This is a genomic window from Bradyrhizobium sp. 930_D9_N1_4 (genome assembly GCF_052076015.1).
GTDB lineage: Bacteria > Pseudomonadota > Alphaproteobacteria > Rhizobiales > Xanthobacteraceae > Bradyrhizobium.
The window spans coordinates 7,250,769-7,277,018 of record NZ_CP197236.1 but is presented as its reverse complement, the minus strand read 5'-3'; the positions used below and the strand labels follow the sequence as shown (position 1 = coordinate 7,277,018).

Annotated in this window: 23 protein-coding genes; 16 read left to right on the top strand and 7 right to left on the bottom strand. The window is 65.0% G+C overall.

What is annotated here, in order from left to right; all coding sequences use genetic code 11:
• Nucleotides 1–39: 39 nt before the first annotated feature.
• The 5 genes from AB7532_RS34500 to AB7532_RS34480 all read left to right on the top strand — a co-directional run bounded on the left by AB7532_RS34500 (nt 40) and on the right by AB7532_RS34480 (nt 5,167).
• Complete coding sequence (locus AB7532_RS34500; protein WP_441239099.1) at nt 40–888, top strand: ABC transporter permease; 849 nt, start codon at nt 40–42, stop codon at nt 886–888.
• 4 nt (nt 889–892) lie between these two features.
• The gene (locus tag AB7532_RS34495; RefSeq protein WP_441239098.1) at nt 893–1,678 is read left to right on the top strand and encodes an ABC transporter ATP-binding protein; all 786 of its coding nucleotides are present in this window, start codon (nt 893–895) and stop codon (nt 1,676–1,678) included.
• Between the two features lie 53 nt (nt 1,679–1,731).
• Nucleotides 1,732–2,241, top strand: a complete 510-nt coding sequence (locus tag AB7532_RS34490) for an OsmC family protein (protein WP_441239097.1) — start codon at nt 1,732–1,734, stop codon at nt 2,239–2,241.
• A 184-nt stretch (nt 2,242–2,425) separates the two neighbouring features.
• Nucleotides 2,426–3,235 (top strand): hypothetical protein, encoded by an 810-nt coding sequence (locus AB7532_RS34485; RefSeq protein ID WP_441239419.1) that lies wholly within the window; start codon nt 2,426–2,428, stop codon nt 3,233–3,235.
• Between the two features lie 255 nt (nt 3,236–3,490).
• Nucleotides 3,491–5,167 carry a PAS domain-containing protein gene (locus AB7532_RS34480; protein WP_441239096.1) on the top strand — a complete coding sequence of 559 codons (1,677 nt, stop codon included), beginning with the start codon at nt 3,491–3,493 and terminating at the stop codon, nt 5,165–5,167.
• A gap of 138 nt (nt 5,168–5,305) precedes the next feature.
• On the opposite strand, the gene mutS is transcribed toward AB7532_RS34480, so the two are convergent.
• Entirely contained in the window at nt 5,306–8,044 is a 2,739-nt protein-coding gene (gene mutS / locus AB7532_RS34475) for a DNA mismatch repair protein MutS (protein WP_441239095.1), read from the bottom strand.
• 216 nt (nt 8,045–8,260) lie between these two features.
• Between mutS and pcaF the strand changes: the two genes are divergently transcribed.
• The 6 genes from pcaF to AB7532_RS34445 all read left to right on the top strand — a co-directional run bounded on the left by pcaF (nt 8,261) and on the right by AB7532_RS34445 (nt 14,868).
• Entirely contained in the window at nt 8,261–9,469 is a 1,209-nt protein-coding gene (gene pcaF, locus AB7532_RS34470) for a 3-oxoadipyl-CoA thiolase (protein ID WP_441239094.1), read from the top strand.
• Between the two features lie 55 nt (nt 9,470–9,524).
• Nucleotides 9,525–10,415, top strand: coding sequence for a dioxygenase family protein (locus AB7532_RS34465; RefSeq protein WP_441239093.1), 891 nt, complete (start codon nt 9,525–9,527; stop codon nt 10,413–10,415).
• Between the two features lie 123 nt (nt 10,416–10,538).
• Nucleotides 10,539–11,240, top strand: a complete 702-nt coding sequence (pcaH, locus tag AB7532_RS34460) for a protocatechuate 3,4-dioxygenase subunit beta (RefSeq protein ID WP_441239092.1) — start codon at nt 10,539–10,541, stop codon at nt 11,238–11,240.
• A gap of 1 nt (nt 11,241) precedes the next feature.
• Nucleotides 11,242–11,844, top strand: coding sequence for a protocatechuate 3,4-dioxygenase subunit alpha (pcaG, locus tag AB7532_RS34455; protein ID WP_441239091.1), 603 nt, complete (start codon nt 11,242–11,244; stop codon nt 11,842–11,844).
• A 191-nt stretch (nt 11,845–12,035) separates the two neighbouring features.
• Complete coding sequence (locus tag AB7532_RS34450) at nt 12,036–13,727, top strand: methyl-accepting chemotaxis protein (protein WP_441239090.1); 1,692 nt, start codon at nt 12,036–12,038, stop codon at nt 13,725–13,727.
• Nucleotides 13,728–13,776: 49 nt separating this feature from the next.
• Nucleotides 13,777–14,868: a phosphotransferase gene (locus AB7532_RS34445; RefSeq protein WP_441239089.1), complete on the top strand. Its 1,092-nt coding sequence runs from the start codon at nt 13,777–13,779 to the stop codon at nt 14,866–14,868.
• Nucleotides 14,869–15,071: 203 nt separating this feature from the next.
• Here AB7532_RS34445 and AB7532_RS34440 read toward each other — a convergent pair whose 3' ends face one another.
• The 3 genes from AB7532_RS34440 to AB7532_RS34430 are packed head-to-tail and all read right to left on the bottom strand — an operon-like array spanning nt 15,072 to nt 18,277.
• Nucleotides 15,072–16,628: a DHA2 family efflux MFS transporter permease subunit gene (locus AB7532_RS34440; RefSeq protein WP_441239088.1), complete on the bottom strand. Its 1,557-nt coding sequence runs from the start codon at nt 16,626–16,628 to the stop codon at nt 15,072–15,074.
• 4 nt (nt 16,629–16,632) lie between these two features.
• Nucleotides 16,633–17,802, bottom strand: coding sequence for an HlyD family secretion protein (locus tag AB7532_RS34435; protein ID WP_441239087.1), 1,170 nt, complete (start codon nt 17,800–17,802; stop codon nt 16,633–16,635).
• On the bottom strand, nt 17,795–18,277 hold the full coding sequence (locus AB7532_RS34430) for a MarR family winged helix-turn-helix transcriptional regulator (protein ID WP_441239086.1): 483 nt from the start codon (nt 18,275–18,277) through the stop codon (nt 17,795–17,797). Before AB7532_RS34430 ends, AB7532_RS34435 begins: the two co-directional genes overlap by 8 nt.
• Before the next feature lie 155 nt (nt 18,278–18,432).
• Here AB7532_RS34430 and AB7532_RS34425 point away from each other — a divergent pair, with 155 nt between their 5' ends.
• From AB7532_RS34425 to AB7532_RS34405, 5 genes are all read left to right on the top strand, one after another.
• Complete coding sequence (locus tag AB7532_RS34425; RefSeq protein WP_441239085.1) at nt 18,433–18,927, top strand: Fur family transcriptional regulator; 495 nt, start codon at nt 18,433–18,435, stop codon at nt 18,925–18,927.
• 35 nt (nt 18,928–18,962) lie between these two features.
• Nucleotides 18,963–19,916: a DMT family transporter gene (locus AB7532_RS34420; protein ID WP_441239418.1), complete on the top strand. Its 954-nt coding sequence runs from the start codon at nt 18,963–18,965 to the stop codon at nt 19,914–19,916.
• A gap of 12 nt (nt 19,917–19,928) precedes the next feature.
• Nucleotides 19,929–21,212 carry a flavodoxin-dependent (E)-4-hydroxy-3-methylbut-2-enyl-diphosphate synthase gene (gene ispG, locus AB7532_RS34415; protein ID WP_441239084.1) on the top strand — a complete coding sequence of 428 codons (1,284 nt, stop codon included), beginning with the start codon at nt 19,929–19,931 and terminating at the stop codon, nt 21,210–21,212.
• Nucleotides 21,213–21,456: 244 nt separating this feature from the next.
• The gene (locus tag AB7532_RS34410; protein WP_441239083.1) at nt 21,457–22,353 is read left to right on the top strand and encodes a TauD/TfdA dioxygenase family protein; all 897 of its coding nucleotides are present in this window, start codon (nt 21,457–21,459) and stop codon (nt 22,351–22,353) included.
• Entirely contained in the window at nt 22,350–23,162 is an 813-nt protein-coding gene (locus AB7532_RS34405; RefSeq protein WP_441239417.1) for an N-acetylmuramoyl-L-alanine amidase, read from the top strand. The genes AB7532_RS34410 and AB7532_RS34405 overlap by 4 nt, the downstream gene beginning before the upstream one ends.
• Nucleotides 23,163–23,192: 30 nt before the next feature.
• On the opposite strand, the gene AB7532_RS34400 is transcribed toward AB7532_RS34405, so the two are convergent.
• The 3 genes from AB7532_RS34400 to AB7532_RS34390 form a co-directional block, all read right to left on the bottom strand.
• Nucleotides 23,193–24,803: a Na+/H+ antiporter gene (locus AB7532_RS34400; protein WP_441239082.1), complete on the bottom strand. Its 1,611-nt coding sequence runs from the start codon at nt 24,801–24,803 to the stop codon at nt 23,193–23,195.
• 46 nt (nt 24,804–24,849) lie between these two features.
• Entirely contained in the window at nt 24,850–25,707 is an 858-nt protein-coding gene (gene bla / locus AB7532_RS34395) for a class A beta-lactamase (protein WP_441239081.1), read from the bottom strand.
• Between the two features lie 146 nt (nt 25,708–25,853).
• The gene (locus AB7532_RS34390) at nt 25,854–26,228 is read right to left on the bottom strand and encodes a nuclear transport factor 2 family protein (RefSeq protein WP_441239080.1); all 375 of its coding nucleotides are present in this window, start codon (nt 26,226–26,228) and stop codon (nt 25,854–25,856) included.
• Between the last annotated feature and the right edge of the window lie 22 nt (nt 26,229–26,250).

Genomic DNA, 26,250 nt, shown 5'->3' with positions numbered 1-26,250 from the left:
AGTGTTGCATTCCCTGACGAGACGCGCTTCCTACCGGCCATGATCTCCGACGCGCCAGTCCTGCAACAATCCTCGGAACCGGCCGAGAGCACTGCTGCGCCCTCGCGGCGGCTGGCGCGCTATGCGCGGCCTCTGCTGGGCGTGCTGTTGCCGCTCGCGCTCGCGCTCGGGTGGGAGGTGGTGGTTTGGTCCGGCTGGTCCAACGGCCGGCTGGTGCCGCCACCCTCGCGCGTCTTCGCCACCATCACCGAGCTTGCCCGCTCGGGCGAGCTGGTTCGCCACATCGCTGCGACGCTATGGCGCGTGGGGCTCGGCTTCGCCTTCGGTGTCATCGCAGGCACCGTGCTCGGCGCTATCTCAGGCTATTGGTCGCTGGCGCGGCGGCTGCTCGATCCGACCGTGCAGGCGCTGCGCGCGATCCCGTCGCTGGCCTGGGTGCCGCTGTTCATCCTCTGGCTTGGCATTTTCGAAACCTCGAAGATCGCGTTGATTGCGGTCGGCGTGTTCTTCCCGGTCTATCTCGGCGTGATGGGCGCGATCCTCTCCGTCGATCGCAAGATCGTCGAGGTCGGCCGCACCTTCCGCCTCTCCGGCTTCGCCATGATCCGCCGCATCCTTTTGCCCGCGGTGCTGCCGGCCTATGTCGTCTCCTTGCGCGTCGGCCTTGGCCTCGGCTGGATGTTCGTGGTCGCGGCGGAGTTGATCGGCGCCTCCGAAGGCCTCGGCTATCTTCTGCTCGACGGCCAGCAGCTCGGCAAGCCCGCGCAGATTTTGGCCGCGATCGTGATCTTCGCCATCCTCGGCAAGCTCACGGACTGGCTGATCGAAGTCGGTGCCGCACCTTTCCTGCGCTGGCAGGACGCCTTTGGCCGCGCGAAGGGAGCGTAACGCGATGCTGGCGCTCGACCGGGTCAGCAAGACCTATCCCAACGGCGTGCAGGCGCTGGCGCGCTTCTCCGCCGAGATCAAACAGGGTGAGATCCTCGCCATCATCGGCGGCTCCGGCTGCGGCAAGTCCACGCTGCTCCGCGCCATTGCCGGCCTCGATCGCGCGAGCTCGGGTACGGTGACCCTCGACAGCGAGGCGATCGCTTCGCCGCACGCCAAGATCGGCATCATCTTTCAGGAACCGCGACTGCTGCCCTGGCTCAGCGTCGCCGACAACATCGGTTTCGGCCTCGCCGATCTGCCCGCCGCTGAGCGCCGCGAGAAGGTGGCGCGCGCGCTCGATCGCGTCGGCCTCACTGATAAGGCGCAGGCCTGGCCGCGCGAGCTCTCCGGCGGACAGGCGCAACGCGTCGCGATTGCGCGGGCGCTGGTGCCGCAGCCCGAAGTGCTGCTGCTCGACGAACCGTTCTCGGCGCTCGACGCCTTCACCCGCCGCGACCTTCAGGATCATCTGCTCGACCTCTGGGCCGACACCCGGCCGACGCTCATCCTCGTCACACACGACGTCGACGAAGCCGTCGTGCTGGCCGATCGCGTGCTGGTGATGCGGCCGCGGCCGGGCCGGCTGTTCGACCAGATCGAGATAAATCTGGGGCGGCCCCGCGACCGCAATTCGCCGCTGTTCGAGAATTTCAAGCGAAGTGTGCTGACGTCACTCGACCGCTCGCTCGACCGCAACGTGCCCGACCGTGACGCAACCCAGGGTCCCGGTCAGGCCATGTGGTGGTGACATTCTCTCTCTGAGCCGGTAAATCGAGGGGCAATTTTCCGGGAGAGAACAAGATGGACGCCGCAGCACTGCGCCAGATGCAGGCCCCGATCAAGGAACGCTACAAGACCGATCCCAAGACAGCGATGATCACGCTGAAGGCGAAGGGCTCGACCGACAGCGAAGGCATCGCCTGCAAGGTCGAGACCGGCCGCGCCATCGCGATGGCCGGCCTGCATCCGGCCACCGGCGGCTCCGGCCTCGAGCTTTGTTCCGGCGACATGCTGCTGGAGGCCTTGGTCGCCTGCGCCGGCGTCACGCTGAAATCGGTTGCGACCGCGGTCGAGATTCCGCTGAAGACCGGCAACGTCTATGCCGAAGGCGATCTCGATTTCCGCGGCACGCTCGGCGTCGACAAGGAGACCCCGGTCGGCTTCGCCGAGATCCGCCTGCGCTTCGAGGTCGATACCGATGCGCCGCAGGACAAGCTCGATTTGCTGCTGAAGCTCACCGAGCGCTATTGCGTGGTCTACCAGACCATCAAGAACGGCCCGAAGGTGTCGGTGTCGATGCAGCGGATGTGACGCGAAGGCCGTAACCGCAAGAATTGGTGTCGTCCCGGGGCGCGCCACTCGGCGCGAGCCCGGGACCCAAACCCCAGGCCGTCGTGATTTCGGGCGGTCATCGCTCCGTCTCTCAAACCACTATGGCCTGTGGTTATGGATTCCGGGCTCGCGCTTCGCGCGCCCCGGAATGACAAACAAGAAAATGTCCCTCGACCTCCACTTCATCCTCTTCCTCCTCCTGCGCATGACGATCGCCGCGGCGTTCGTCGTGTCGGCGTCGTTCATTGCCGAACGCACCGGGCCGGTGATCGGCGGACTGGTGGCGACCCTGCCGATTTCGGCAGGTCCGTCCTACGTCTTCCTCGCGCTTGACCATGACGCCGCCTTCATCGCGCAGGGCGCGTTGTCGAGCCTGCCGATCAACGCAGCGACGATCTTCATGGGCCTCACCTATGTCGTGCTGGCGCAGCGGCATAGTCTCGTGGTGAGTTGCGGCAGCGCGTTCGCGGTCTGGATCGCCATCGCCTCGATCATCCGCATGTTTGACTGGACCCTGACGGCTGGCCTCGCTGTGAACCTGATCGCGTTCGGCATCTGCATTCCACTTCTGGCGGGCTATCGCCATGTGAAGATGCCGTTGGTGACGCGGCGCTGGTACGACATCCCCATGCGGGCCTCGCTGGTCGCGACCCTCGTCGCCATCGTCGTCTCGACGTCGGGCTGGGTCGGCCCCAGGATCAGCGGCATCATCGCGCTGTACCCGGTCGTGTTCACCAGCATCATGGTGATCCTGCATCCGCGCATCGGCGGGCCGCCGACCGCCGCGGTGCTCGCGAACTCGGCCTGGGGCCTGCTGGGCTTCGGGACGGCGATTGCCGTGATGCACGTTGGAGTGGTGCAATTCGGCTCGGCCATCGGTCTGTGTCTTGCGCTCGGAACCTGCATCAGCTGGAACCTGACGCTGTGGGGGATCGGCCGCCGTGCGATGCACAAGGCGCGGCAAGCGACGTGAAATTCCGGACGCCCCCGCTGCTGAATTTCGATACGTCCATTAGAACTTTATTCGATCTTTTCCTTTACGAATTGTATCGCGTGCCCGTCTCGGCTTCCATCCGTGCGTCATGATGACGAATTTGGCGATTTGATCGCCCCGGATCCGCGGGTTTGTGGATTGGAATACGGAATACGGCGACTCTGCCGCGCGTTTGCATTCCCTGGTTGGATGGGCGTGTCCCATCGACGTCATTTCGAGATGGAGTTTCCTTATATGTTTGGTCGCAAGTCCCGCGGTGATGCGGACGCACAGCTCGCCGCCATCGGCCGTTCGCAGGCGATGATCGAATTCAACCTTGATGGGACGATCATCACGGCTAACAAGAATTTTCTCGACGCCCTCGGCTATCGGCTCGACGAAATCCAGGGCAAGCATCACTCGATATTCGTGCCGGCCGACCAGCGCGACAACGCCGAGTACAAGGCATTTTGGGCCGCACTGAACCGCGGCGAGTATCAGGCGCGCGAGTTCAAGCGGATCGCGAAGGGAGGCCGCGAGGTCTGGATCGAAGCATCCTACAACCCGGTGCTCGACGGCGACGGCAAGGCGGTGATGGTCGCCAAGATTGCGACCGACATCAGCGAGAAGAAGATCCGGAGCATGACGGACGCCTCGAAGATCGCCGCCAGCAGCCGCGCTCAGGCGGTCATAGAGTTCAGGCTCGACGGCACCATCGTCACCGCCAACGAGAATTTCTGCCAGGCGCTCGGCTATTCGCTCGCCGAGATCCAGGGCAAGCACCACAGCCTGTTCGTGGAACAGGCCGAGCGTGACAGCGCGTCCTATCGCGAGTTCTGGGCCAGGCTCAACCGCGGTGAATACCAGGCCGGCGAGTTCAAGCGCATCGGCAAGGGCGGCCATGAAGTCTGGATTCTCGCCTCCTACAATCCGCTGCTCGACGAGAACGGCAAGCCGTTCGGCGTCGTCAAGTTCGCGACCGACGTCACCGCGGAAAAGTTGAAAAATGCCGATCGCGCGGGCCAGATCGCGGCGATCGACAAGGCACAGGCCGTGATCGAATTCAACATGGACGGCACGATCATCACCGCCAACCCCAACTTCCTCGCCACGCTCGGTTATTCGCTGGCCGAGATCCAGGGCAAGCATCACAGCATGTTCGTCGATCCTGCGGAGCGGGACGGCGCCGAGTATCGCGAGTTCTGGGCCGCGCTCAACCGGGGCCAGTACCAGGCGGCCGAATACAAGCGGATCGGCAAGGGCGGCAGGGAGGTCTACATCCAGGCCTCCTACAACCCGATCCTCGATCTCAACGGCAAGCCGTTCAAGGTCGTTAAATACGCCACCGACACCACGCGGCAGGTGCTGGTCCGCATGGGCAACGAGCGTGTCCGCGGCATGATGGAATCGGTTGCGGCGGGCTCCGAGGAGCTCAACGCCTCGGTGCGGGAGATCTCCGAGGCGATGACCAAATCGCGCGAGACCGCGATGAGCGCCGTGGACCAGGTCGCTTCCGCCGATGCGCAGGCGCAGCGCCTGACCGAGGCGGCGCAGGCGATGAGCGGCATCATCGAGATGATCAACAGCATCACCGGGCAGATCAATCTGCTCGCGCTCAATGCCACGATCGAATCGGCACGCGCCGGCGAGGCCGGCCGCGGCTTCGCGGTGGTCGCTTCCGAAGTGAAGAGCCTCGCAGGTCAGGCGAGACAGGCGACCGACAAGATCGGCCAGGAGATCGGCAACCTCAACGGTATCTCCGGCGACGTCGTCAGTGCGCTCGGCTCGATCAAGCAGGCGATCAACAACGTCAGCGAATATGTGACGTCGACCGCTGCCGCCGTCGAGGAGCAGAGCACGGTGACGAACGAAATGTCGACCAGCATGCAGCGCGCGGCGGCGGAAGCTGCCGCGATCGCGGCGAGGGCGTAAGCCAAGCGCTCGGATGCGTAGGGTGGGTTAGCGCAGCGTAACCCACCTCTTTAGGTTCTGCGGTGACAGAATTGGTGGGTTACGCCGCGCGGACTGCGCTTCGCGCAGCCGCGGGGCTAACCCACCCTACGGCACCTTTCACTGCTTCGGCAGCTTGGCCTTCAACGCATACAACGCATCCAGCGCCTCGCGCGGCGACATCTCGTCCGGATGCAGCGCCTTCACCGCGTCTATCAACAGCTCGGCCTCGCTCGGCGGCACCGCTTCGGCGGCGGCGCGCGAGGGCACGGCGAACAGCGGCAGATCGTCGGCCAAAGCACGCGCAGTCTGGCCGCGGTCCTGGGCTTCGAGTTTGGCCAGCACCGATTTGGCGCGATTGATCACGGCCGGCGGCAGGCCGGCGAGTTTGGCGACCTGGATGCCGTAGGAGCGGTCAGCGGAGCCCGGCAGCACTTCGTGCAGGAACACGACATTGCCCTGCCATTCCTTGACACGTACCGTCGCGTTGAACATGCGCGGCAGCTTGGCCGAGAGCGCAGTCAGCTCGTGATAATGCGTCGCGAACAGCGTGCGGCAGCGGTTGCTCTCGTGCAGATGCTCGATCGCGGCCCAGGCGATCGAGAGACCGTCGAAGGTGGCGGTGCCGCGGCCGATCTCGTCGAGGATCACGAGCGCGCGCTCGCCGGCCTGGTTCAGGATCGCTGCGGTCTCGACCATCTCCACCATGAAGGTGGAGCGGCCGCGTGCGAGATCGTCGGCGGCGCCGACGCGCGAGAACAGGCGGTCGATGATGCCGATCCGCGCGCGCGTCGCCGGCACGAAACTTCCGATTTGAGCAAGAAGAGCAATCAGCGCGTTCTGTCGCAGGAAGGTCGACTTACCGGCCATGTTGGGGCCGGTGAGCAGCCAGAGCTGGCCGGACTTTTGCGCTGGCGTTGGCGAGAGATCGCAGGCATTGGCGATGAACGGCTCGCCATTGCGCTTGAGCGCCTGCTCGACCACGGGATGGCGGCCGGCTTCGATCGAAAAGCCGAGCGAGTCATCCACGTCCGGCCGCACATAATTGTCGTCGATCGCGAGTTTTGCGAGCGAGGTCGCGACGTCGAGCAGAGCAAAGGCGTGGGCCGCGGCGCGCAGATCGTCGCTGATATCGAGTGCCTTCGCGGAAAGGCGCTCGAAGATTTCGAGCTCGAGCCCGAGCGCGCGATCACCGGCATTGGCGATCTTGGCTTCGATCTCGCCCAGTTCGGAGGTGGTGAAGCGCACCTGGCCCGCCAGCGTCTGGCGATGGATGAAGGTCGCGTTCAGCGGCGCCGACATCAGCTTGTCGCCGTGCTGCGCGGTGACCTCGACGAAATAGCCGAGCACGTTGTTGTGGCGGATCTTGAGGCCCTTGACGCCGGTCTGGTCGGCGTAGCGGGCCTGCATCGAGGCCACGACCAAACGTGAGGCGTCGCGCAGGCTTCGCGTTTCGTCGAGCGCGGGCTCGTAGCCCTGGCGCACGAAGCCGCCGTCACGCTTGATCAGCGGCAGTTGATCGTCGAGGGCGCTGGCGAATTCCGCCGCGAGGTCTCGCGACGGCCTCTGCAGCGCCGCCATCACCGCGGCGATCTCGTGTGGCGGCTGGTCGAGTTCGGACAGCCGCGCCAGCACCTGGTCGGCGGCGATGATGCCGTCGCGCAGTCCCGCAAGGTCGCGCGGTCCGCCCCGGCCAACCGAAAGACGGGCCAGCGCCCGCGACATGTCGGGCGCGCCGCGCAAAATGCTGCGGATGTCTTCGCGGGCAGCCGAGTCCGCGACGAAGGCGCTGACGGCATCGAGCCGTCGCGCGATCGCCGGTGCGTCGGTCAGCGGCGCGGCCAGCCGCTGCGCCAGCAGGCGGGAGCCCGCCGAGGTCAAGGTGCAGTCGATGGCATCGAGCAGCGAGCCGCGGCGTTCGCCGGCGAGGGTCCGCGTCAGTTCGAGATTGGCGCGGGTGGCGGGATCGATCGCCATCGTCGCGCCGGAGGCCTCGCGCGCCGGCGGCGACAGCGGCGGATGCTTACCGACCTGGGTGCGGTCGACATAGGTGACGGCGGCGGCGGCAGCCGTGGCCTCTAACCGCGTCAGCTGCGCCAACCCGTCCATGGTCGCGACGGCGAAATAATCGCACAGGCGCTTTTCGGCGGTGGCGCCGTCGAAGACGTCGCGGGTCAGCGGCGTCACCGCCGGCAGCTCGCGCAAGGTCTGTCCGAGCTCGCTGTCGTTGTAGAGCGCGTCGGTGACGATGGCCTCGTTCGGGTTGATGCGCGCCAGCGTCGCGGCGAGCTCGCCGCTGGAGCATTCCATCACGGTGAATTCGGCAGTCGAGATGTCGATCCAGGCAAGCCCGAAGCGGTCACCGCCACCGGAGGCGCGGGCGCGCGCGATCGCCAGCAGGTAATTGTTGGCGCGCGCGTCGAGCAGCGTGTCTTCGGTCAACGTGCCCGGCGTGACCAGCCGCACTACGCCGCGGCGGACCACGCTCTTGTTGCCGCGGGCCTTGGCGGCGGCCGGGTCCTCGGTCTGCTCGCATACCGCGACCCGGTGCCCGGCCATGATCAAGCGATGCAGATAATCCTCGGAGCGCTCGACCGGCACGCCGCACATCGGGATGTCGGCGCCCTGATGCTTGCCGCGCTTGGTCAGCACGATGCCGAGCGTTTTCGATGCGATCTCGGCGTCCTCGAAGAACAGCTCGTAGAAATCGCCCATCCGGTAGAACAGCAGCAGGCCCTGATGCGCCGCCTTGATTTCAAGGTACTGTTCCATCATCGGCGTGACACGCGCGATGGCCTCCGCCGGCGGTGCGGGTACGTCGTCGGGGGGCGGGACAGGGATCGGCTGTTGCATGGTCATGGGCGGCGCAACCTACAAAATTTCACCTCGCGCTCCTATCGGTTTGGCCGGGAAGGGGAGGTTTTCCACGTTGTCCGCAGCGCGGCATGCGCCGGCGGCGTGCGGGCCCTTCGGAACGCGCGCGAAACCGTCAATTGACCTGCCGCGGGCGCCCTCCTAAAACTCCGGCGACATTGAAGAATTTGGGCCGGATCGCGGCAATCAGGGAGAACAACGATGCGTGACGTCTTTATCTGCGATGCCGTGCGGACCCCGATCGGCCGTTTCGGCGGCTCACTCGCCAAGGTGCGCGCCGACGACCTCGCGGCGGCCCCGATCAAGGCGCTGATGGCCAAGCATCCCAATCTCGATTGGGCGCAGGTGGACGAAGTCTTCTTCGGCTGTGCCAACCAGGCCGGCGAGGACAACCGCAACGTCGCGCGCATGGCGCTGCTGCTGGCGGGTCTGCCGGATTCGGTTCCCGGCCAGACCCTGAACAGGCTCTGCGCCTCCGGCCTCGATGCGGTCGGTGCTGCCGGCCGCGCCATCCGCTCCGGCGAGATCGAGCTTGCGATTGCCGGCGGCGTCGAATCCATGACCCGCGCACCCTTCGTGATGGGCAAAGCGCAGGAAGCGTTCTCACGCTCCGCAGAGATCTACGACACCACGATCGGCTGGCGCTTCATCAATCCGCTGCTCAAGGCGCAATACGGCGTCGACGCGATGCCGGAGACCGGCGAGAACGTCGCCGAGGAATTCCAGGTCTCGCGCGCCGACCAGGACGCTTTCGCGATCCGCTCGCAGCAGCGTGCCGGCGCTGCGATTGCAGCTGGCTATTTCGCCGAGGAAATCACGCCGATCGTCATTCCCGGCGGCAAGGCCGGCCCCATCACGATCGACAAGGACGAGCATCCCCGTCCCGAAACCACGCTCGAAGCCCTGGCAAAACTGAAGCCGATCGTGCGCAACCCCGGCACGGTCACCGCCGGCAATGCCTCGGGCGTCAATGATGGCGCTGCGGCGATGATCCTCGCATCCGAAGCCGCCGTGAAGAAGCATGGCCTGACGCCGCGTGCGCGCATCCTCGGCCTCGCCTCGGCCGGTGTGCCGCCGCGCATCATGGGCATTGGCCCGGTGCCGGCGACCCGCAAGCTGATGGAGCGGCTGGGCAAGAAGATCAGTGATTTCGACCTGATCGAGCTCAACGAGGCCTTCGCCTCGCAGGGCATCGCCTGCATGCGCCAGCTCGGCGTCGCCGACGATGCCGACTTCGTCAATCCGCACGGCGGCGCCATCGCGCTCGGCCATCCCCTCGGCATGAGCGGCGCGCGCCTTGCGCTCACCGCCGTCCACGGCATGGAAAAGCGCGGCGGCAAGCTTGCGCTGGCCACCATGTGCGTCGGCGTCGGCCAGGGCGTTGCGGTTGCGATCGAGAAGCTGAATTAAGCTTCCTCCTCCTCTCCCCGTTCGCGGGGAGAGGACCTTCAGGGACCATTCCCTCATGATCGAGCGCGAGCAGGATGTCACGGCCGCGGCTTTGGCGGTGATGGAGCGGACCTCCGATCCGCGGATGCGGCAGATCATGATCTCGCTGGTCAAGCACCTGCACGGCTTCGTCCGCGACGTGCGCCTGACCGAGAAGGAGTTTCGCGACGCCACGGCGATCGTGGCCGAGCTCGGCAAGCTGACCACCGACACGCATAACGAAGTCGTGCTGATGGCCGGCTCGCTCGGGGTCTCGCCCCTGGTGTGCCTCCTGAATAACGGCGATCAAGGCAACACGGAAACCGATCAGTCGCTGCTCGGACCGTTCTGGCGGTTGAACTCGCCGCGGGTCGAGAATGGCGGATCGATCGTGCGCTCGGAGACCCCGGGTGCGCCGCTGTTCGTCAATGGCCGCGTCGTCGACAAGGACGGCCGTCCGGTCGCGGGCGCGGAGATCGATGTCTGGCACGCCTCGCCCGTCGGGCTCTACGAGAACCAGGACCCCGAGCAGGCCGACATGAACCTGCGCGGAAAATTCACGACCGACCAGGATGGGCACTTCGCCTTTCGTTCGGTGATGATGATCGGCTATCCCATTCCAACCGATGGTGTGGTCGGCCGCCTTCTGAAGGCACAGGGCCGGCATCCTTATCGTCCGGCGCATCTGCACGCCCTGATCTTCAAGCCCGGATTCAAGGTGCTGATCTCGCAGGTCTACGACCCCAACGATCCCCATATCGACAGCGACGTGCAGTTCGGCGTGACGCAAGCGCTGATTGGCAAGTTCCGGCGCCACGACGTGCCGCATCCGGCCGCGCCCGATGCCGCAACGCCCTGGTATTCGCTCCACCACACCTACCGTCTCGAGCCCGGTGAGGCCGTGCTGCCGCGGCCGCCGATCAAATAGGGCGCCTCTGCCGGACGCAGGCCACGCCCTTCGAAACCCGCTTCCCTAGATTAGTTATATTCTATAATGATCGGGGAAAGCGTTGTCCGGCCGGACCGAAAATGGCCGGGGAGGAGTTCGCCCATGACATTCATCTATCCCCCTGACAGCAACAAGGCGCATCCGCTGCCGCTGTCGCCCGAATACAAGAGCTCGATCAAGCGCGCGCCGAACAAGCCACTGATTCCGATGCGCCACACGCTGTCGGAATTGACCGGTCCGGTTTACGGCCACGAGACCGTGCGCGAGGGCGACAGCGATCTCACCACCCAGCATAGCGGCGAGCCGATCGGCGAGCGCATCATCGTGCACGGCCATGTCCGCGACGAGGACGGCCGTGGCGTGCCGAACTCGCTGGTCGAGATCTGGCAGGCCAATGCCTGCGGCCGTTACGTCCATGTCCGCGATCAGCATCCGGCGCCGCTCGATCCGAATTTCACCGGCGCGGGCCGCACCGTGAGCGATGCTGCCGGCTACTATCGTTTTGTGACGATCAAGCCCGGTGCCTACCCCTGGGGCAACCACCACAACGCCTGGCGTCCGGCGCACATCCATCTCTCCGTGTTCGGCCATTCCTTCGTCACGCGTCTGGTGACGCAGATGTACTTCCCGGCAGACCCGCTGTTTCCGTTCGACCCGATCTTCAATTCGGTGCCGGACGAGAAGGCGCGGGCGCGGATGGTCTCGTCGTTCGACCTCGAGAACACGAAGCCCGAATGGGCGCTTTGCTATCGCTTTGACATCGTGCTGCGCGGCGAGAACGCCACGCCCATGGAGAACCACTAACGTGCAGGATTCTGTGAAGCCCGACGGGATCACCCCATCGCAGACGGTCGGTCCGTTCTTCAAATACGGCATGACGCCGACCGGCGAATACGCCTGGAACGACGCGTTCACCAGTTCGACGCTGACGCCTGACGTCTCCGGCGATCGCGTCCGCATCGAAGGCCGGGTGTTCGACGGCGACGGTGCCACGGTGCCTGACGCCATGCTGGAGATCTGGCAGGCCGATGCGCAGGGGCGCTACGCCGATCCGCAGGACAAGCGCGCGCTGCCCAATGCCAGCTTCCGCGGCTTTGCCCGCTGCGGCACCGACAAGGACGGCAATTATTCGTTCGACACCATCAAGCCGGGCGCGGTGCCCGATCCCGACGGCAAGCCGCAGGCGCCGCACATCGTGCTCGCGGTGTTCGCGCGCGGCATGCTGCGGCATCTCTATACCCGCATCTATTTCAGCGATGAGGCCGGCAACGCGGCCGACCCGGTGCTGGCCCTGGTGCCGGCCGACCGCCGCGCTACGCTGACCGCGGTACGTGACGCCGGCAAGCCGGTTTACCGGCTCGACCTGCGGCTCCAGGGCGATAACGAGACGGTGTTCTTCGACGTATGAGGATCAGGGGTGCCGGCGATATCAGGTCGCAGGCACCCGTTTCTCACCGAGCGCATCGCTGACCGGGACAGCACCGCATGTCCCGTATTTATCCGGTGGCATTGCGCTGCAATTTCCGCGCGAAGAAAGTCCGTGTTTACCGCAGTCCTTTAGGCTTCGTTTCGATTCGGCGCCGCCTATCGGATTGTCCCATGAAAATTCGTCTCTCGCTGTCTTCGGCGATCATTGCTTTCGGCATCGCTCTCGCCATCGGTTTTACGGCCGTGGTCTCGACCAGCCTTTACGCCCTGCGCGAGCTCAAGGTCGGCGGACCGCTTTATTCCGACATCAAGCTCGGCAACGACCTGATCGCGGACATCCTGCCGCCGCCGGAATATGTCATCGAGGCCTACCTCGAAGCCACCCTCGCCATGCGCGAGCCGGACCAGCTGGCTGCCCATGGCGAACGCCTGGTGCAGCTCCGCAAGGATTACGACGAGCGCAAGGCGTTCTGGGTCACGTCCAGCCTGACCGCCGATCTGAAGACGGCGCTGGTATCGAAATCCGACGCCGAGGTGCAGAAATTCTGGAAGCTCCTGTCCGACCAGCTCCTTCCGGCGTTGAAGGGCAAGGACATGGCAAGCGCCGAACGCGCCTATGCGCAGGTCAAGGACGCCTACACCGCACATCGCGCGGTCATCGACAGCATCGTCGAAAGCGCCAACAAGCAGAATGCCGACATGGAGAAGCTGGCGGCCGAGCGCGACAGCGCCATGCTCTACATTCTGCTCGGCGTCTCCGCGGCCGTGCTGGCCTTCATCGCCGCCGGCCTGCTCGGCGTTGCGCTTGGCGTGGTGCGCCCGATCGTGCGCATGACGGATACGATGCAGAAGCTCGCGACCGGCGATCTCGCCGCCGACATCCCCTTCGCCCATCGGCGGGACGAGGTCGGTTCGATGGCGAGCGCGCTCGAGGTGTTCAAGCAGGGGGCGATCGAGAATTCGCGCCTGCGCGAGGAACAGTTGCGCAAGGATCAGGAGGCCGCGACTGCCAAGCGCGGCGCTCTGCACCAGATGGCCGAGACCGTCGAGCGTGAGACCGGCCGCTCCGTCGATTCCGCGAGCATGGCAAGCCAGGGCGTCGAACGGGCCGCCTCCAGCCTGTCCGAGATCGCCCGGTCACTGTCCGCGGAGTCGCAGGCGGTAGCCTCGGCATCCACCCAGGCGCTGGGCAGCTCGCAGACCGTCTCGGCCGCGGCCGACGAACTCAGCGCCTCGATCCGGGACATCGCGACGCAGGTGGCGCGGACCAGTACCGTCACCAAATCGGCGGTCGCAGGCCGCGAGCAGGCGCGTTCGACCATCCAGGCGCTGGCGGGTGCGGTGAAGAAGATCGCCGAGGTTTCCGACCTGATCGGCGGCATCGCCGGCCAGACCAACCTGCTGGCGCTCAATGCCACGATCGAGGCGGCGCGCGCAGGCGAGGCCGGCCGCGGTTTCGCGGTGGTTGCCGCCGAAGTGAAATCCCTCTCCGACCAGACCGCCAAATCCACCGAGGAGATCACACGGCTGATTGCCGAGGTTCAGGCCTCGACGCAGGCCGCGGTCGATGCCGTCGAGACGATGGGAGGTCACATCGCCGAGATCGACGGTGTGGCGACCTCGGTTGCCGCCGCGATGGGACAACAGGACGCCGCAACGCGGGAGATCGCGCGGTCGATATCCGAATCGGCTTCTGCTGCGAAGGAAGTCTCGGCCAAGATCGGCAATGTCAGCCGCGATGCCGCCTCGGTCGATGAGCGCGCCACCGAGGTGAGGCAGGCGATCGCGGGCATGGCGGCCAATCTGGAATCGCTGCGGTCGGTCGTGGTCCGGACCGTGCGTGACTCAACCGCGGCGGCCTGAAACGCGACATCAGGCCGGCGGCTGGTGCGTGGAGTTGTGATCGTGCAGTATGGCGCGGGACAGGGGCATCGTGAATGTCATGACACCTCCACAACTGCCTGGGGTCGTTGAGCCCGCCCGATTGACGGCTGCGCTACGCCGGAGCGGCGTGCTGGACGCCGGCGCGGTACGCGAGGTGAAGGTGCTGCACCAGCGCGACACCCTCGTGTCGCATATCGCCCGGCTCGGCCTGCGCTATGTCGGGGAGTCCACGGGCGCACCGCAGACGCTGATCCTGAAGACGGCCCATGCGGCCTACGCAAAGACGCTCGCGCATGGTGGGAGGCATGAGGTGGCCTTCTACACCGGGCTCGCGCCGAAAATGCCGCCGGGGCTGGTGCCGCGCTGCTTCGACGGGCACTTCGATGAGGAGAGCCTTGCCTGGCATCTCCTGCTCGAGGATCTCACCGACAGCCACGAGATCTCGACGCAATGGCCACTGCCGCCGTCGCGCGAGCAAGCGATGGCGATCGTCACGACACTCGCAGGCTGGCACGCGGCCTGGTGGGATCATCCCGACCTTGGCGAGGCCGTCGGGACCTGGGTGAGCGCCGACGATAGCGCGCAGCATATGGAGACCTTCGCCGGTCACTACGACCGTTTTGCCGATCTGCTCGGCGATCGTCTCAGCGAGGAGCGCCGCATCCTCTATCGCCGCCTCATCGATCAGTCGGCCCGACTGTCCGAGCGCTATCATTCACGGCGCCATCTCAGCATCACTCATGGCGACGCGCATATCTGGAATTTCATGCTGCCGCGGGCGGGCGTCGCCGACACCGTGCGCATCTTCGACTTCGACCAATGGCGGATCAACGTGCCGACCGGCGACCTCGCTTATATGATGGCCGTGCAATGGTATCCGGAGCGACGGCAGGCACTCGAGCGCGCCCTGCTCAACCGCTATCATGAGACGCTGATCGCACACGGTGTGGTCGGCTACACGCGCGGCGCGCTCGACCAGGATTATCGCAGGTCGGTGCTCTGGCACATCACCAAGCCGGTCTGGCAATGGAGCGTGAACATCCCGCCGCTGATCTGGTGGAATAATCTGGAGCGGGTGATGATGGCGGTCGAGGATCTCGGCTGCGAGGAGTTGTTGTAGAAGCTGGTGGAGCGCGATGGCGCTTCAACAACCTCGATGTCGTCCCCGCGGAGGCGGGGACCCATAACCACAGGGAAAGGTTGTGGAGCGAGCTGGTGACTCCGAGTTTTCGTAAAGCTGTTGCTGCGGCGTATGGGTCCCGGATCTGCGCTTCGCTGGTCCGGGACGACGACGGAGTATGAGGGTCCGCCGCGTTGTTCGGCCTACTCCATCACCGCATGTTCCGGCCCCGCTGCCTGCTTCCTCAGCGTGGCCTTGGTCGAGCCGATCATCAGCGCCAGCGGAATGGTGCAGAGGATGAAGATCATCACCAGCATGTAATCGTGCGCGAACGCGATGATCTGGGCCTGCACATTGACCATCCGGTCGGCCATGGCGCGGCCGGCGTCGGTGGAGAGGTTGATCATGCCGCTCACATTCGGCATCTGGAGCGCGTGGTTGAACGGGTTGATGTACTCCGACAGGATTGCGTAGGTCTTGCGCGTGCCCTGGGTCAGCTCGGCGACGACGATGGAGATGCCGACCGAGCTTGCCACGTTGCGCATCAGCGTCAGCATCGAGGTGCCGTCGGTGCGCAGGTGGTTCGGCAGTGTCAGGAACGCCACCGTCGAGAGCGGCACGAAGACGAGGCCGAAGCCGAAGCCCTGGATGACGCTGACGATGACGATCTCCGGCACCTGGGTCTGGTCGGTCCAGCCGGTCATCTGGAACAGCGAGGCCGCCGTCAGCGTCAGGCCGGCAATGATCAGCGTGCGCGCCTCGATCCAGCGCATGATGCGGCCGACCATCATCATCGCGAAGAAGGTGCCGAAGCCGCGGCTTGCGAGCAGGCCGCCGGCGGTCATGATGGGATAGCCGATGACGTTCTGAAGATAGGGTGAGGCCAGCGCCATGGTCGAGTACAGCACGAGGCCCATCACCGTCATGAAGATGCAGCCGGTGAGGAAGTTGCGATCCTTGAACAGCGCGAACTGGATGAAGGGACGCGAGGTCGTGAAGGAGTGGGCGAAGAAATAATAGAAGGCGACGCCGGAGATCACGAACTCGGTCACGATCTCGACCGACTCGAACCAGTCGAGCTGCTCGCCGCGGTCGAGTGCGAGCTGGAGCGCGCCGATCCCGACCGCCAGCGCGGCAAAGCCGAACCAGTCGAATTTCAGGCTGAGATTCTTGTCGGTCTCGTCCAGGAAGACGGCGAGCCCGAGGACGGTGATCGCGCCGAACGGCAGGTTGACGAAGAACACCCAGTGCCAGGAATAGCTCTCGGTCAGCCAGGCGCCCAGCGACGGGCCCATGATCGGGCCCATCATCACGCCCATGCCCCAGATCGACATCGCGGTGGCGCGTTCCTGCAGCGTGTAGTAGTCGAGCATGACCGACTGCGACAGCGGCACCAATGCTGCGCCGAACACGCCCTGCAGCAGGCGGAACAGCACCATCTGGTTGATGTCCTGCGCAAGTCCGCACAGCACGGACGCGAACGTGAAGCCGGCCGCGCAGGCGATGAAGATGCGCTTGCGGCCAAAGCGGTTGGAGATCCAGCCCACGGGCGCCGTCATGATCGCGGCGGCGACGATGTAGGACGTCAGCACCCAGTTGATCTGGTCCTGCGAGGCCGACAGCGTGCCCTGCATGTAGGGCAGCGCGACGTTGGCGATGGTGGTGTCCAGCGCCTGCATGATGGTCGCGGTCATGGCGCAGATCGTCACCATGTTCCGGCGCAGGCCGGGGACCATCAGGCTGGCGTTGGGACCGGACATCGGATCAGTCCTTGTCCTGATCCTGGCTCGCGGTCGCCGACAGGCCGAGCAGGCCAGCGAGCGAGCGCTTGTGGCCGGTGTCGATGGTGGCGTAGACGCTCATGCCCGCCTTCAGCTTCCGAACGTATTTGTCGGTCTCGTCGAAATAGATGCGGATCGGCACGCGCTGCACCACCTTGACGAAATTGCCGGTGGCGTTCTGCGGCGGCAGGATCGCGAATTGCGCGCCAGTGCCGGGCGAGAGCGAGCCGATCTTGCCCTTGAAGACATGGTTCGGGAACGCGTCGACCTCGAGCGTGACGGGCTGTCCTTCGGTGACGTGGGTGAGGTCGCTTTCCTTCGGATTGGCGTCGACCCAGGGATGGGCGACGTCGATGATGGAAAACACCGGCATGCCGGCGGTGACGAAGCGGCCGAGCTGAATCTGCTCGACCTGGGTGGCCACGCCGCCCATCGGGGCGCGCAACACGGTGTGGTCCAGGTTGCGCTCGGCAGTGTCGAGCTTGGCCTTCGCCTGCGCGTAAGGCGGGAATTTCTCGCGCGGCAAATCCGCATCGCCGAGCAATTGCGTCTTGGCATTGGAAAGCTGTTGCTTGACGAACTGGGCCTGCGCGCCCGCCGTGACATAGGCCGTGGAGGCGTTGTCGAGGTCGAGCTGCGAACCGAAATTGTTCTTCACCAGCGCCTGCTTGCGTTCGACGTCGCGCTGCTTCAGGTCCATGCCCTGCTGGGCAAGGTCCGCCATCTGGCCGTAGATCTTGATGTTGGCGCGGAGATTGTCATAGGTCGTCTGCGCCTGCATCAGCTGCGCCCGAGCCTCGTCCACCGCGAGGCGGAACGGCACGGGATCGATCTCGAACAGCTCGTCGCCCTGCTTGACGACCTGGCCTTCTTTCACGACGACCTTCTCGATCTTGCCGGAAATGTCGGGCGTCACCAGCACCTTCTGCGCGCCGACAAAGGCGTCGTCGGTGCCGACATAGCGGCCGCCGTTGAGATAGAAGGTCACGCCGCCGACGGCGACAACGAGGGGCAGCACGACCATCAGCAGGAAGCGGCGATAGCGCCGCAGACCCGCGACGAAGCGGCGGCGCGGGTCGGTGCGGGCCTTCTTGGTGGGCTTGCCGCTGTCGCTCTTCTGCTCGGGCTGGAATTTGAGGACTTGATCAGCCATAGCGCTGTTCCTTCCGTGCCTGCTCCGCTCCGGATGTCTGGATCGCGTTACGCACGTTTTCCTTGATGGATTCGAGTTGGGTGAGCAGACGGTGAGCATCCGCCGGACTGATGCCGTCGAGCGCGTTCGCCGTGAGCTCCGACTTCAGGCCGCTCATCTTGCCGAGCAAGGTGCGGCCGGCCTTCTTGAGGTAAAGCCGCTTGACCCGGCGGTCCGAGGCGTCGCTGCGGCGCTCGATCCAGTCGCTGTCGCAGAGCTTGTCGATCAGCCGGGTCAGTGTGATCGGCTGCATCTCCAGGAGCTCGGCGAGTTCCGACTGCTTCATGCCTTCGCTGCGCTCGACCTTGGCCAGCACCGCCCATTGCGCGCGGGTGATGCCGAAGCGCGATGCCTCCTTGTCGGCGTAGACGCGGAGCAGGCGGTAGAGCTCACCGAGCGTGAACAGGAAGTTTTGGTCGACGGACCCGCGGGTCATAAGCTTGGTCTCCAATAAGCTCGCATATAATAAGCAAGCTTATGATTATTTCACGGCGGGGTAACGCGGTGCTGTCCCGCAGCAAGAGCATGGCTGGCAGCCGGTCGCTGGTGGCGCTTTGGGTTCCACCGCCGAAATGCTAGAAGGCAGGCCAAATGACCCTCGCAAAGCCGGCCTTTCCCGCGCCTGACCACGATCACGGCCGCTGCACCGCGGACGCGCTGTCGCATGCGGAAGCGGTTTGCGCGCAGCGGGCGCAGAAATTCACGCCGATCCGCCGTCAGGTGCTGGGGGCGCTGCTCTCCAGCCATAAGCCGCTCGGCGCCTATGAGATCATCGACGAGCTGGCCAAGTCGATGCCGCGGCCGGCGCCGATCACGGTCTATCGCGCTCTCGATTTCTTGATGGCCAACGGCCTCGTGCACCGCATCGAAAGCCGCAACGCCTATCTCGCCTGCGCTGCCCACGACCATGATGCGACTTCGGCGGTGGCGTTCCTGATCTGCGAGCGCTGTGGTCTGGTCGGCGAGATCTCGTCGGCGTCCTTCGCCAAGGACCTCAACGCCGCGGCGCGCGCGTCAGGCTTTGCGCCAAAGCTGTCCGTGGTGGAGATCACGGGCGTCTGCACCCATTGTCAGAAGAGTTCTTGAAGCAACAACGGCACAAAGCCGGTATCCGGGAAGACATGTCCTTAACCCAAGCCAACCCGTCCGCCGGTCGCCCCCTCAGTGCCGGCGCCATCGCTCTCATGCTCATGCTGTGTCTGACCTGGGCCTTCAACCAGATCGCCGTGAAGCTGGTGCTGCCCGATATCCCGCCGATGCTCCAGGCGATGTTTCGCTCGATGGGCGCGCTGCCGGTGTTGTTCATCATCGGCAGCCTGCGCGGCGTGAAATTTTTCGAGCGCGACGGCACGTGGAAGCCGGGCCTGATCGCGGGGCTGATGTTCGGCATCGAGTTCGTGCTGATCTTCCAGGGCCTGCGCCTGACCTCGGCCTCGCGTGCGGTGGTGTTTCTCTACACCGCACCGTTTTTCGTTGCGCTCGGCTCCTACCAGGTGCTTGGCGAGCGCCTTGGCAGCACGCAATGGCTGGGCCTGGCGGTGAGCTTTGCCGGCGTCGCGCTGGCGATCGGCGTGCCGCAGGCCAATGTCGACTCGTCCGTCCTGCTCGGCGATCTCCTGATTGTGCTTGGCGCGTCGCTGTGGGCCGCGACCACGCTGGTCGCCAAGGGCACGCGGCTGCGCTTCGCCGCGCCGGAGAAGGCGCTGGGCTATCAGGTTGCCACCTCGATCCCGATCCTGGGCGCCGCGGCGTATCTGTTCGGCGAGACCATCACCCACACGCCGTCGCCGCTGTCGCTCGGCCTCATGGCCTTCCAGGCGATCTGGGTGGTTGGAACCACGTTCACGCTTTGGTTCGCGCTGGTGAAGGCTTATTCGGCCAGCAAATTGTCGGCTTTTACCTTCATCACCCCTTTGTTTGGCGTGGTGGGTAGCTATTTCATCATGCACGATCACCTGAGCCTGGCCTTTGGGGCGGCAGCCGTCCTTGTAATTGCTGGGCTTTTTCTGGTTAACCGTCCCAGCCAAACGGCTGCGGCGCCGCGCGATGCATTGCTGAACGTCACCAAAACCTGATATTTGGACCCCATGAACAAGTTCGAAAACCCTCTCGATTCCGATGTCGCGGGCCCGGCGCCCCGGCACCAGACCACCCAGGTGAAGGTTGGCGACGTCGCCGTCGGCGGCGGCGCGCCGATCGTCGTGCAGTCGATGACCAACACCGACACTGCCGATATCGACGGCACCATCGCCCAGGTCGCAGCGCTCGCGCGCGCCGGCTCCGAAATGGTCCGCATCACGGTCGACCGCGAGGAGGCCGCCGCCGCCGTTCCGCACATCCGCGACGGCCTGGCCAAGCTCGGTCTCACCACGCCGCTGATCGGCGACTTCCACTATATCGGCCACAAGCTGCTCGCGGCCTATCCGGCCTGCGCCGAAGCGCTCGCCAAGTACCGCATCAATCCGGGCAATGTCGGTTTCAAGGACAAGCGCGATACCCAGTTCGGCGACATCATCGAGATCGCGAACAAGAACAACAAGCCGGTGCGCATCGGCGCCAATTGGGGCTCGCTCGACCAGGAGCTGCTGACCAGGCTGATGGACGAGAACACCGCCTCGCCCAATCCGCGCGATGCGCGCGCGGTCATGCGCGAAGCCATGGTGCAGTCGGCGCTGCTCTCGGCTGCGCGTGCCGAAGAGCTCGGCATGCCCAAGAACCGCATCATCCTGTCGGCCAAGGTCTCGGCGGTGCAGGATCTGATCGCGGTCTACGAGGTTCTCGCCAGCCGTTCCGATTACGCCATTCATCTCGGCCTCACCGAGGCCGGCATGGGCACCAAGGGCATCGTGGCCTCCTCCGCCGCGCTCGGCATTCTCTTGCAGCAGGGCATCGGCGACACCATCCGCATCTCGCTGACGCCCGAGCCCGGCGGCGACCGCACCCGCGAGGTGCAGGTCGGTCAGGAGCTGTTGCAGACGATGGGCTTCCGCACCTTCGTGCCGCTGGTTGCGGCCTGTCCCGGCTGCGGCCGTACCACCTCGACCACGTTCCAGGAGCTGGCCCAATCGATCCAGGGTTTCATCCGTGACGAGATGCCGACCTGGAAGACGAAATTTCCCGGCGTCGAAGAGCTCAACGTCGCGGTGATGGGCTGCATCGTCAACGGCCCCGGCGAATCCAAGCACGCCAATATCGGCATCTCCTTGCCCGGCACCGGCGAAGCGCCTGCTGCGCCTGTTTTCGTCGACGGCAAGAAGTTCCGCACGCTGCGCGGCCCGACCATTTCGGCCGACTTCAAGGCGCTGGTGATCGACTATATCGAGCAGCGCTACGGCCAGGGCGCCAAGGTCCCGGTGACCGCGGCGGAGTGATTTCACTCCGCTTGCTCCCCGCATTCCGCTGTCGTCCCCGCGAAGGCGGGGACCCATAACCACAAGGAGTGGTTATGGCGCGAGCTAGTCGTTACGAGTCTTCGCTAAATTCAATCCTGTGGTTATGGGTCCCGGGCTCGCGCTTTGCGCGCCCCGGGACGACGGCTGTGTTTGCGGTCCAGATTGCGTATCTGTCAACGTGCGCTACCATGGCTCCAATCAACAATGATTGGGAGCAGCACCCATGAGCTCACTCGCCGGCAAGCAGGGCCCGCGCTATCGCCATACCGCCGAAGACGGCGCGCCATACGAGACCATCGCGGTCGAAAAGCTCACCCCGATCATCGGCGCGGAAATCTCCGGCGTCGATATCGGCAGGCTCGTCTCGGACGACACCCGCTCCAACCGGCAGATGGACGAGATCCATCGCGCGCTGGCCGAAAATCTCGTCATCTTCTTCCGCGGCCAGGAGATCACGCCGAAGCAGCACCTCGCCTTCGGCCGCAAGTTCGGCGACCTGCATTTTCATCCCGCCGCGCCCCACGAGGACGAAGATCCGGCGCTGATGAAGATCTATGCCGACAAGAACTCGCCGCGCGCCAACGGCGAGGGCTGGCATTCGGACGTCTCGTGCGACCTCGAGCCGCCGATGGGCTCGATCCTCTACATCAAGCAGTGCCCGCCGCGCGGCGGTGACACGCTGTTCGCCAATATGTACGCCGCCTACGAAGCGCTGTCGGATCGGATGAAGACCTATCTCGACGGTCTCACCGCGTTGCATGACGGCGAGCCGATCTATCGCGGCCTCTATGCGAACTACGGCGTCGCGGATCGTCCGTCCTATCCGAGCGCCGAACATCCGGTGGTGCGCACGCATCCGGTCACGGGCAAGAAGGCGCTCTACGTCAACCGCGGCTTCACCCGCCACATCAACGGCGTGCCGCGCGACGAGAGTGATGCCATGCTCGCCTATCTCTACCAGCACGCCGAGAACCCGCTATTCCAGTGCCGCTTCCGCTGGACCGAGAACGCCATCGCCTTCTGGGACAACCGCTGCACCCAGCACCGCGCGATGTGGGACTACTGGCCGCATACGCGCTCGGGCACGCGGGTGACGGTGAAGGGGGAACGGCCGGTGTGAGCAAGCCGTGGCGCACCATCGCCGGTGTCGTTGTTTCGCTCGTCCTGCTTTTGCCCTCGTCAGTTGACCCTGGCCAGGCGGCCGGCACGCGGAAAGCTGCCAAGGCGAAACCGAGGGCGTCCACACCGGAGAAATGCGAGCCACGAAAATTCCGCGTCGTCGTGGATGTCGGACATACGCCTGACTCCTACGGCGCGTTGAGCGCGCGCAACGATCCGGAATTCGGCTTCAACTTCGTTCTCGCAAGACTTGTCGCAGCAAAACTCAAGTCCGAAGGCTTTGCCGCAACCCGCCTGCTGGTCACGGACGGCAAGGCGCGGCCGAGTCTCTTCAGGCGCGTCAGTGCCGCCAATGACGGCCGGGCCGACCTCTTCCTGTCGATCCATCACGATTCGGTACCGGACAAATTGCTCGAGACCTGGGAGTTCGATGGCTCGAAGAGCTATTTCAGTGACCGCTTTTCCGGTCACTCGTTGTTCGTGTCACAGCAGAATCCTCACTTCACCACCAGCCTGACGCTGGCGCGGATGATCGGCAGGCAGTTGAAGGAGCAAGGCCTGCATTACGCCAGACAATACACAATGCCGGTGATGGGCCGCTACCGGCGTCAATTGCTCGACAAGGATGTGGGCGTCTACCGTTATGACGGGCTCGTCGTGCTGTCGCGGACGAGGAGCGCCGCGGTGCTGCTCGAGGCCGGCTCGATCATCAACCGCGACGAGGAGATGGTGATGAATTCCGGGGAACGGCAGGAGATGATTGCGGGGGCTGTCGCAGCGGCGGTGGGAGAGTATTGCGAGAGGCGATAGTTGCCCCAACCGCTCGCAATGACGAGGAAGCTATAGCGGTCCTGCCCGATACTCCCTGTTCGCCAGGCTCGCTTCCTCCAGATCCAGATCGCGCTCGATCCGACGCCTCGTCTCGTCGGTGATCTGGCCGTCGCGCAGGAGGTCATGGATGAACTTGCGCTCGGCGTCGATCAGGTTGCGGGTCAGCGCGGTGCCGGCGGCGGAGACGTCGTGGTGCGTGGGATCGAGCGAGTTAGGCAGCTGGTTGACGCGGATCTCGTGGCGCGCGCGCAGCAGCCGCATCACCTCGTCGGAGACTTCCTTTTCGGAAGTCAATGCGTCGAGCGATTTCAGCGCGGCGTCGAGGGCCTGGCGGCGTGCGGCAATCTCGGCCTCGTGCTCGGCGACATGCTCGTTGCGGCCGGCCTCGGCGACGCCGAGCCAGCGCACGATGGGCGGCAGCGTCAGGCCGACGCCGATCAGCGTGACGAAGATGACGCCGAAGGCGACGAACAGGATCAGGTCGCGATAGGGGAACGCCTCGCCACCCGGCAGCGTGAATGGCAGCGCCAGTGCGGCTGCGAGCGACACGGCGCCGCGAACGCCGGTGAAGGCGAGCACGAACGGCCATTGCCATGGCGGCGATGGATCGCGCTCGCGCAGCGACTTGCTGAAAATTCGCGGCAGATAGGTCGCGGGATAGAGCCATGCGAAACGCGCGATGACGATGATCGTCAGGACCAATGCGGTCGCGATCAAGATGTCGTCGAGCGGGAACGCCTTCGATTTCTCGTAGAGCGCCCGCAGCTGGAAGCCGGTCAGCAGGAACAGCAGGCCCTCGATCATGTAGATGATAAGGTCCCAGAAGAAGATCCCCTGCAGGCGCGTCGAAGCTGAGATCAGCAGCGGCCCGTTCCAGCTGACATAGAGGCCGCACGCCACCGTCGCAATCACGCCGGAGCCGCCGACATGCTCGGGCAGCCAGTAGGAAACGTATGGCGTGATCAGCGACAGCGTCAGCTCGACCTGCGGATCCCTGGACCATTTACGGGCGCGAAGCGAGAGCCAGCCGACGCCGATGCCGAAGGCGATTTCGCCGGCGACGATCAGGGAGAACTCGCCGGCCGCTAATGGCAGCGAGAAATGGCCGACGCTGATGGCGGCGAGCGCGAAGCGGTAGAGGATCAGTGCCGTGGCATCGTTGGCGAGCCCTTCGCCTTCGAGGATGACCACGAGCCGGCGCGGCAAGTTCAGCCGTCGCGCGATCGCGAGCGGCGCCACCACGTCGGGCGGCGCGACGATGGCTCCGAGCAGGAAGCCGACGGTCCAGGGCAGGCCGATCAGATAATGTGTGGCGGTTGCCACGAGCGCTGCGGTGAAGATCACCGCGCCGACGGCAAGCAGCACGATCGGGCGCAAATTTTTCCTGAATTCGCGCCAGCTCATCGCGACGCTCGCCGAGTAGATCAGCGGCGGCAGCACCATCAGCAGCACCAGTTCCGGCGGCAGTTCCACCGGCGGCATGCCCGGCACGAAGGCGAGGCCGATGCCGGCCAGCATCAGCATAATGGCCGGTGCGACGTTGAAGCGGCGTGCGGCGAGTACAGTGCCCGAGAGCACGACAAGCAGGATGAGAAAGGTCTGGAATTTCGCGGCGATCATGACCTGTCTTGGCCCGGAAGCAGCCAGAAGGTCAATGCGGCGCGGCTTACGCCAGCCGTTCGGCCACCATACGCCCGATGCGCGCGAACACGGCCTCGATCTGCGCGGCAGTCGGCGTGCCGCCCTGGGTATAGGCCGCGATCAGGATCGGCCTATCCGGTTTCGGCCAGACGACCGCGATATCGCCCGATGCGTCCTTGCCGTTGTTGCCAGTCTTGTCGCCGATCTTCCAATTTGCCGGCAATCCGCCGCGCAGCCGGTTCGCGCCAGTCTTGCAGCCCACCATCCACTCGGTGAGCTGGGTACGTGAGGCCGCCGACAGCGCATCGCCCGTCACCAGCCGCTTCAGATTGCCCGCCATCGCCGCGGGCGTGGTGGTGTCATGGGGATCGCCGGGCGGCGAGCGGTTGAGCTCGGGCTCGTTGTGATCGAGCCGCGAGGTGGTGTCGCCGAGCGATCGCCAGAAGGCGGTGAGCACGGCAGGGCCGCCGATCCGCGCCAGCAGCAGATTGGCGCAGGTGTTGTCGCTGAGCTCGACGATCGCCTTGCACATCTCGGTGATCGACATCGCGCCAGCCGAAAGATTCTGCTTCGCGACCGGGGCGTATTCCAGCAGGTCGGCCTTGCCATAGGGGATCATGGCTGCAAGCTGCTCCTCGCCGCGATCGACCCGCCCCAGCACGCAAGCCGCGAGCGAGGCCTTGAAGGTCGAGCACATGACGAAGCGCTCGTCGGCGCGCCATGCGAGCTTCGCGCCGGTCGTGAGGTTTTCGGCGTAGAGCCCGATCCGCCCGCCGCTCTCGCGTTCGTAGGATTCGAGTTCGGGGAGTGCCTCCGCGGCGAACGCAGGGGAGGCGGCCATCCAACACAGTGAGGCGAGCAAGGAACGGCGGTCGAGCAGCATCGTGGACTTTCAGACATCGTCATTGCGAGCGCAGCAATCCAGTCTGACTCCGCGGACAGATTCTGGATTGCTTCGCTGCGCTCGCAATGACGGAACATGAGGGACGAGTGTGCCGGATTTCGGGCACTGCGAGGGTGAGGCGGCCCTCACTCCCTCAAATCATACCGATACGACTTCGACACGATCTGCCAGCCGTCCGCGAGCTTCATCGCCACCAGATAGTCTGTGAAGAATCGCGGCGGTAGCTGGCAGCGGACCTTGATGAAGGCGGTCTTCTCGTCAGAGCGGTCGATGGTGACGATGAAATCCTCGCGCGGTTTGCCTTCGGCCTTGCCGGAGGGGCGCTTGCGCACGCGGTCGAGCCAGTCGGGCACGGTCAGAACCTGAAGTTCGCCCTTCTCGACCCAGCGCAAATCGGCTGAGGGATGGAAGATGGCGCCGAGCTTTTCGGTATCGCCCTCGTAAAGGCCGTCGAAATAGGATTGCACGACGGCTTCGACGCTCGAACGGTTCTGGCTCATGGGTCGTCCCTTTGGATGATGG